Genomic DNA, 6,171 nt, shown 5'->3' with positions numbered 1-6,171 from the left:
GCGGCATGGAGCGGCAAGTTCGAAATCTACAGGCAACCTTTGCAGGGTGACCCCGAAAAACAAGAGGAAACGTCTGAAAGACGTTTCCTCTTCAGTGACACCGACAGGACTCAAACCTGTAACCTTCTGATCCGTAGTCAGATGCTCTATTCAATTAAGCTACGGTGCCTTCCTTTATTGCGAGTGCAAAGATAGGGCAGAAATCCGAAACTCGCAAATTATTTTGTAAAAAAATTGCAGAAAAAATGTAAATTAATCGTAATTTGCTGTAAATCAATGGCTGGTTTTTTCGCGCTTATTTGATCTCCCGTTCGGGATGCCGCTGCAGAAACTGTTCCCAGCTCTGCGAGCCGTTTTTCGAGGCGGCCTTCTTGCCTCCGCCCAGCCCTTTGACCCGGTCGTCGCCCATGGCGGCCTGGAGCGGGTTGCTGACGGTGAAGTAGTGACACAGGGCGACGGCCATGCCGTCGGTGGCATCGAGACGCCGCAGCGGCCGTTCGACCGAGAGTGTCCGGCAGACGATGGCGGCCACCTGCTCCTTGGCGGCCGAGCCGCGGCCCGTGATCGACTGCTTGATCCGTGACGGGGCGTATTCGGTGACCGGAAGGTTGCGGCTCAGCGCGGCAGCCATCGCCACGCCCTGGGCACGTCCCAGCTTGAGCATCGACTGCACGTTTTCGCCGAAGAAGGGCGACTCGAGGGCCACCTCGCGCGGGCGGTATTCGTCGATGAGCGCCCCGACCCGCTCGAAGATGTAGCGCAGTTTGGCGTAGGGGTCGGTCAGTTTGTGCAGGTCGATGTCGCCCAGTACGACCGAGCGCAGCGTGCGCCCGTCTACCTCCAGCACGCCGTAACCCATGTAGTTGGTGCCGGGGTCGATGCCCATGATGCGGTAGGGCGGGGTTTTGGTCGGAAGGTGTTCGTGTGTCATCTTCAGGGTCGAAAAAGCCCCTCCCCCTTGCAGTTCCGCTCGGGGGAGGGGCGTGGTTGCGCCGGTCGGGTTATTCGGCCAGCAGTTCGGCGATCTTCTCGTAGAGTTCGTCGCCGCGGAGGTCCTTGGCTACGATCTTGCCCTCGCTGTCGATCAGGAAGTTCGACGGAATGCCACGCACGGCGTAGTCCTCGGCGGCCTGGTTGTCGAAGCCCGAGAGGGCGCTGACGTGAATCCAATCCATGCCGTTCTTCTCGACGGCCTCGGTCCAGTCCTCGGCCTTGCTGTCGAACGATACGCCGAAGATCTCGAAGCCCTTCTTGTGGAACTCCTCGTAGGTCTTCTTCAGGTGGGGAACCTCACCCATGCAGGGGCCGCACCACGAAGCCCAGAAGTCGAGCAGGACGTATTTGTTCTCCGGGTTCTCGACCACCGACTTGAGCGAGAGCTCCTTGCCCTGGGCGTCGTTCTGCACGACGTCGATGTAGGGCTGGCCGATGTCGGTCTTGAGCTTCTGCTCGGCCGTGGTCTTGAGCGTCGTCAGGAGTTCGGTCTGCTGCAGCTCGGCCGGGAACTTGGCGATCATGTCGAGCAACTCCTGCCCGCCCATGCCGTAAGACTGCTGCGAGAGGAGCATTGCGCCGAAGAAGTTGCTAAGGTTCTGCTCGAGGGCTTTGTCGGTCAGGGCCTCGTACTCCTTCTCGATGGCGCTGCGGCGCTCGTCGCTCGTCTCCGGGTTGCGGTACTCCTTTGTGAGGGCCATGCCGGCCTCGGAGTATGCCTTGTTGGCATCGTTCGATACGGTGCCGCTCACGAGTTTGAACTGGGGGTTCTCCGCGTTGTCGGCCACGGTGATCGTACCCGGTTCGAGGATCACCATCGTGGCGAAGGTGCCCTGCATGTCACGGGCATCGGCCAGGTAGGCCACGCTCGGCGTATCGGCCACGCCCTTGATGCGGAATGCACCGTTCTCGACCGTTGCCGAGTCGAGCGGCGTGCGCTTCTTGTCCAGCAGGTAGACGACATCGTTCGTTCCGGCCACGTTGCCTTCGATGACGAACTGGTTCTTGCTGGCGCAGCTGCACAGCACTGCAGCGGCGGCAGCCAGGATAAGTGCTCTTTTCATGGTGTGTGTTATTTGTTGTTGTTGAGTTCCGTGAGTGCCTTTTCGAGTGCGATGACCCGCTTGTCCAGTTCGGGCAGCCGCTTGAAGACGGCCGAGGCCCGGTGGTACTGCATGCCCGGCAGGGCGGGGTAGCCGAAGCGGATCTCGCCGTCGGGCACGTTCTTGTCGATGCCGCTCTTCGAGCCCACCTTCACGCCGTTGCCGATCGTCACGTGGTCGGCGATGCCGACCTGCCCCGCGAGGAAGCAGTTCGAGCCGACCTTCGAGGTGCCGGCGATGCCGGTCTGGGCCGACGATACGGTGTTCTCGCCGATCTGTACGTTGTGGCCGATCTGGATCAGGTTGTCGAGCTTCACGCCGCGGCGGATGATGGTCGAGTCGGTCTTGGCCCGGTCGATGCAGGTGTTGGCGCCGATCTCGACGTCGTCTTCGATGACCACGTTGCCCAGTTGGGGGATCTTGTCGAATCCGCCGGCGGCATTGGGCATGAATCCGAAGCCGTCGGCGCCGATTACTGCGCCGGCGTGGAGGATGCAGCGGCTGCCCACCGAGCACCCTTCGTAGATCTTCACCCCGGGGTAGAGGATCGTCCCCTCGCCGACGGTGACCCCGCGGCCCAGATAGACCTGCGGGTAGATCTGGCAGCCGCGGCCGATCCGCACGCCCTGCTCGACGACCGTGAAGTCGCCGATGTAGCACTCTTCGCCCACGGTGGCGCCCTCTTCGATCGAGGCGCGGGGGCTGATGCCCTTGCGGCGGGGCTTGGCGGCGTTGTACATCTCGAGCAGCTTGAGGACGCAGGCTCCGGCGTCGGGCACCTTGACGAGGGTGGCCGCAACGGGCTGCGACGGTGTGAAATCGCTGTTCACCAGGACGATGGACGCCTGGGTCGTATAGAGAAAGGGTTCGTATTTCGGATTGGTCAGGTAGGCCAGCGAGCCGGCCTTTCCCTCCTCGATCGAGGAGACGGTGTGCACCGACGCGGCCTTGTCGCCTACGATCTCGCCGCCCAGAAATCCGGCGATCATTTCAGCAGTGAATTCCATCATGGTCTTACTTTTTCTTGGGGTTTTGTCAGAGGTATTTTTCGATTTCGATGCCTTCGGGAAGGAACTCCTCCACGGTGCGGCCGAACGAGAGCACCTCGCGGACCGTCGATGACGAGATGTCGGCCACGGGGGCCGGAGTGAAGAGCATGACGGTCGTGATCTCGGGGTAGATGCGGTGGTTCGTGGCCTCCATCGTGCGTTCGTATTCGAAGTCGGTGGTGTTTCTCACGCCGCGGATGATGGCGCAGGCCGCAACCTGTTCGGCAAACTCCCCGGTCAGCCCGGAGTAGATGCGGGCCTCGACCCGCGGGTTGCCCGCATAGATGTCGTCGATCAGGCGCTTGCGGTTCTCGACGGTCAGCAGGCCCTTTTTGGCGAAGTTGTTGCCGATGCCGATGATCACCCGGTCGAAGAGGTTCAGGGCCTCGTCCACCAATGCGGCATGGCCGCGCGTGAAGGGGTCGAACGACCCCGGGAAGATTGCTATCCGTTCCATATCGGGCAAAGATACACAACAAACTGAAAAAGGCAATGATTTCCACCGCTTTTTTGCAGCCGGGGACGTTGCCGCCGTGCGGAGAGCGCTTCGGCGGAGGGGTTACCGTTCGATCCGGATGTATTCCGAATAGACGATCCGCGTGTGCGGGTTCGACGAAATGATCTCCTGCCGGAGCGCCTTCGTACCCCAGCGGATGAAGAGGAAGCGGCGGGGGATGCGGTGGACGATCTGCCGCAGCGTGTCGCGGCTCTCGATGCGGCAGGCCACCGAGTCGCGGCCGAGAATTCCCTCGACCGTCACCCACGGGTCGCTCCAGCGGAAGCGGCGCAGCGAGTCGGGCAGCAGCGCCTCGTGCGGGGTGCGGCGGAGCGGATCCTGTGTCGGTGCGGCCGGTTGCAGGAGGGAATCGCCGAGCGGGGCGCGGAGGGTGACCTCGGTTCTGGTGACGTGTTTCGAGGCGGCCTCCAGCCGGCGGAGCCGGATGCCGAGCGCGCGGATGCGTTCGGCGTCGGCGTCGCGCAGCCGTTCGAACTCCGCACAGCGCAGGCGGAGGGCCTGTGCCGAGGCGGCCTCCTCGCCCAGCCGTGTGCGGTAGTGGTGCAGGTCGGAGGTCAGGGCCGTCTGGTTCTGTTCGAGACGCCGGTTCTCGCTCCGGTAATGGCGCAGGGTGCAGAGCAGCAGCGCCGTGATGGCGAGTGCATAGAGGAAGAGTGCTTTTTTCATGGATTCGGGATTTTACGGAATCCCGAAAGGTAGTGCGGCAGGCCGCTCCCCGGTTTCTACATTTTAGGGAACAGCGCCTCGAGAGCTCCGGCCAGGCGTTCGGCCGTGAGTGACATGAAGGGAATGCCGTCGCAGCGTGAGAGGGCCGTGATGCCCCGGTGATCGACGTAGAGGAGTTCGTCCAGCCGTCGCAGGTCACCGCACCGGACGGGCTCCTCGCGGAGCGTCAGCCCGATCCGCCGGGCCGCTTCGCGCAGCAATGTTCCCTCGACGCTGGTCGGGGCGGTGGGGGCCAGCAGGGTGTGTCCGCTGACGGCGAAGAGGGGGGCGTCGTCGGCCGAAAGGAGCGAGCCGTCGGCCGTGCAGCGCACGGCTTTCGTCGCCCCGCGGCGGGCGGCCTCGAGGTCGGCGAGCGCGACGGCGGCTTCGCGGAGCGTCGTCGGGGCGTCGGTCAGCGGCAGGTCGTAGCGGACGGTTGCGGCCTCGGGCATCAGGCTGCGCAGGGCGTATCCGTCGTAGAGCGAGGTGCCGGCCGCAAGGAGCTCTTCCCGGCCGTCGGGAGCCAGCTCGAGGCGCACGAATCCCGAGACGGCGCGGGGATAGCGCTCGGCGGCGGCAAGTGCCTCGATGCGGGAGGTGAGGCGTTCCGTGCCGGGCATGTAGCGGCGGCCGAAGAGCGTGCGCGCGGCGGCGTCGAGCAGGGCGATGTGTGCCGCGACGTTGCGGGCCCTGCCGCGGGCGATGTGGATCGTCTGGTATAGGCGGAGTTCGGTCACTGGAGGAAGATTTTCAGCAGCAGTTCGCGCAGCAGCTCACCGTCCGACGCTCCGCCCGAGTTGAGCCCCTTGCTCTTGGCGTCGTATTCGCGCAGCAGTCCCAGGATGTTGAATACCTTGCGGTTGTCCCAGCGGGCCGCGTTCTGCTTGATCTCCCCGAGCACGAACGTGTTGTTCTTGCGCAGGATCCGCATGAGCTCCTGGTCCTGAGGGAAGGGGCGCCCCTTGCGGCGCGAGAGCCAGCCGAGGTAATTGACCACGAACAGGTCGCGGAACTGGCCGAACAGGGCCATGATGGTGAGCAGCAGCGGGTTGTCCTTGGGGTTACGGGCGAAGTGGTCGGCGATCATCAGCGCCCGGGCCATGTCGCGTGTAGCGACGGCCTTGCAGAGCTCGAAGTTGTTGAAATCCTTCGAGATACCGATGTTGGCCTCGATGTCCGCATCGGTGATGCGGGTCGTGCCCTCGGGCAGCGAGACCGTGAGTTTGTGCAGTTCGTTCGAGATCTTCGCGATGTCGGTGCCGAGGTGGTCGGTGAGCATCGACAGCGCCTTGGCGTCGATCGTCAGCCCCCGCTCCCGGATGAACTGCTGGAGCCACGAGGCGATCTCGTAGTCGCGCGGGCGGACCGATTCGAGCACCGCGCCGTTGGCCGCACACCCCTTGTAGAAGGCCGAGCGCTTGTCCACGTTCTTCTCCTTGTGGCAGATGACGAGGATGGTCGTCGGCGAGGGCTTCTGCGTGTAGAGCGAGAGACGCTCGATGCCGCGCAGCTGCTGGGCCTCCTTGAGGATCACCACCTGGTACGATCCCATCATGGGCATCTGCCGGCAGAGGTTCACCACCTGCCCGGCCTCGGTGTCGCGGCCGTAGACGGTGATCTGGTTGAAGGCCCGTGCGGCCTCGTCGAGCACCGTTGCGGCAAGCAGGTCGGCCAGCGAGTCGATGAAGTAGCTCTCCTCGCCCATGAGCAGGTAGACGGGGGCGAACTTCCGGCTCCGGATCTCCCGGGCCAGGCGTTCGTACTCGGATACCGTATCCTTGAATTTTACAGCGCTCTTGGCCAT

At 63.6% G+C, this 6,171-nt stretch carries 7 protein-coding genes and 1 tRNA gene; all 8 read right to left on the bottom strand.

Annotated elements, in window-relative coordinates; translation table 11 throughout:
• Positions 1 to 95: 95 nt before the first annotated feature.
• Positions 96 to 169 (bottom strand) — tRNA-Arg (locus QZL63_RS01960).
• A 126-nt stretch (positions 170 to 295) separates the two neighbouring features.
• Entirely contained in the window at positions 296 to 886 is a 591-nt protein-coding gene (gene ruvC, locus QZL63_RS01955) for a crossover junction endodeoxyribonuclease RuvC (protein WP_290585613.1), read from the bottom strand.
• 115 nt (positions 887 to 1,001) lie between these two features.
• Complete coding sequence (locus QZL63_RS01950; protein WP_022307679.1) at positions 1,002 to 2,057, bottom strand: TlpA disulfide reductase family protein; 1,056 nt, start codon at positions 2,055 to 2,057, stop codon at positions 1,002 to 1,004.
• An 8-nt stretch (positions 2,058 to 2,065) separates the two neighbouring features.
• On the bottom strand, positions 2,066 to 3,106 hold the full coding sequence (lpxD, locus tag QZL63_RS01945) for a UDP-3-O-(3-hydroxymyristoyl)glucosamine N-acyltransferase (RefSeq protein WP_290585579.1): 1,041 nt from the start codon (positions 3,104 to 3,106) through the stop codon (positions 2,066 to 2,068).
• A 25-nt stretch (positions 3,107 to 3,131) separates the two neighbouring features.
• Positions 3,132 to 3,602 carry a pantetheine-phosphate adenylyltransferase gene (gene coaD, locus QZL63_RS01940; RefSeq protein WP_022307677.1) on the bottom strand — a complete coding sequence of 157 codons (471 nt, stop codon included), beginning with the start codon at positions 3,600 to 3,602 and terminating at the stop codon, positions 3,132 to 3,134.
• Between the two features lie 102 nt (positions 3,603 to 3,704).
• Positions 3,705 to 4,328 (bottom strand): DUF6549 family protein, encoded by a 624-nt coding sequence (locus QZL63_RS01935; RefSeq protein WP_022307676.1) that lies wholly within the window; start codon positions 4,326 to 4,328, stop codon positions 3,705 to 3,707.
• A gap of 56 nt (positions 4,329 to 4,384) precedes the next feature.
• A complete protein-coding gene (locus QZL63_RS01930) occupies positions 4,385 to 5,104 on the bottom strand; it encodes an aminotransferase class IV (RefSeq protein ID WP_022307675.1) in 720 nt (239 codons plus the stop codon).
• Positions 5,101 to 6,171, bottom strand: a complete 1,071-nt coding sequence (gene holA, locus QZL63_RS01925) for a DNA polymerase III subunit delta (RefSeq protein ID WP_022307674.1) — start codon at positions 6,169 to 6,171, stop codon at positions 5,101 to 5,103. The genes QZL63_RS01930 and holA overlap by 4 nt, the downstream gene beginning before the upstream one ends.

This window comes from Alistipes sp. CAG:268 (assembly GCA_000434235.1).
Classification (GTDB): Bacteria; Bacteroidota; Bacteroidia; order Bacteroidales; family Rikenellaceae; genus Alistipes; species Alistipes avistercoris.
This window is presented reverse-complemented; position numbering and strand designations above follow the sequence as displayed.

Coding starts and splice junctions, on each gene's coding strand:
- ruvC (WP_290585613.1), bottom strand. CDS start 886: ATGGGCATCGACCCCGGCACCAACTACATGGGTTACGGCGTGCTGGAG.
- QZL63_RS01950 (WP_022307679.1), bottom strand. CDS start 2,057: ATGAAAAGAGCACTTATCCTGGCTGCCGCCGCTGCAGTGCTGTGCAGC.
- lpxD (WP_290585579.1), bottom strand. CDS start 3,106: ATGATGGAATTCACTGCTGAAATGATCGCCGGATTTCTGGGCGGCGAG.
- coaD (WP_022307677.1), bottom strand. CDS start 3,602: ATGGAACGGATAGCAATCTTCCCGGGGTCGTTCGACCCCTTCACGCGC.
- QZL63_RS01935 (WP_022307676.1), bottom strand. CDS start 4,328: ATGAAAAAAGCACTCTTCCTCTATGCACTCGCCATCACGGCGCTGCTG.
- holA (WP_022307674.1), bottom strand. CDS start 6,171: ATGGCCAAGAGCGCTGTAAAATTCAAGGATACGGTATCCGAGTACGAA.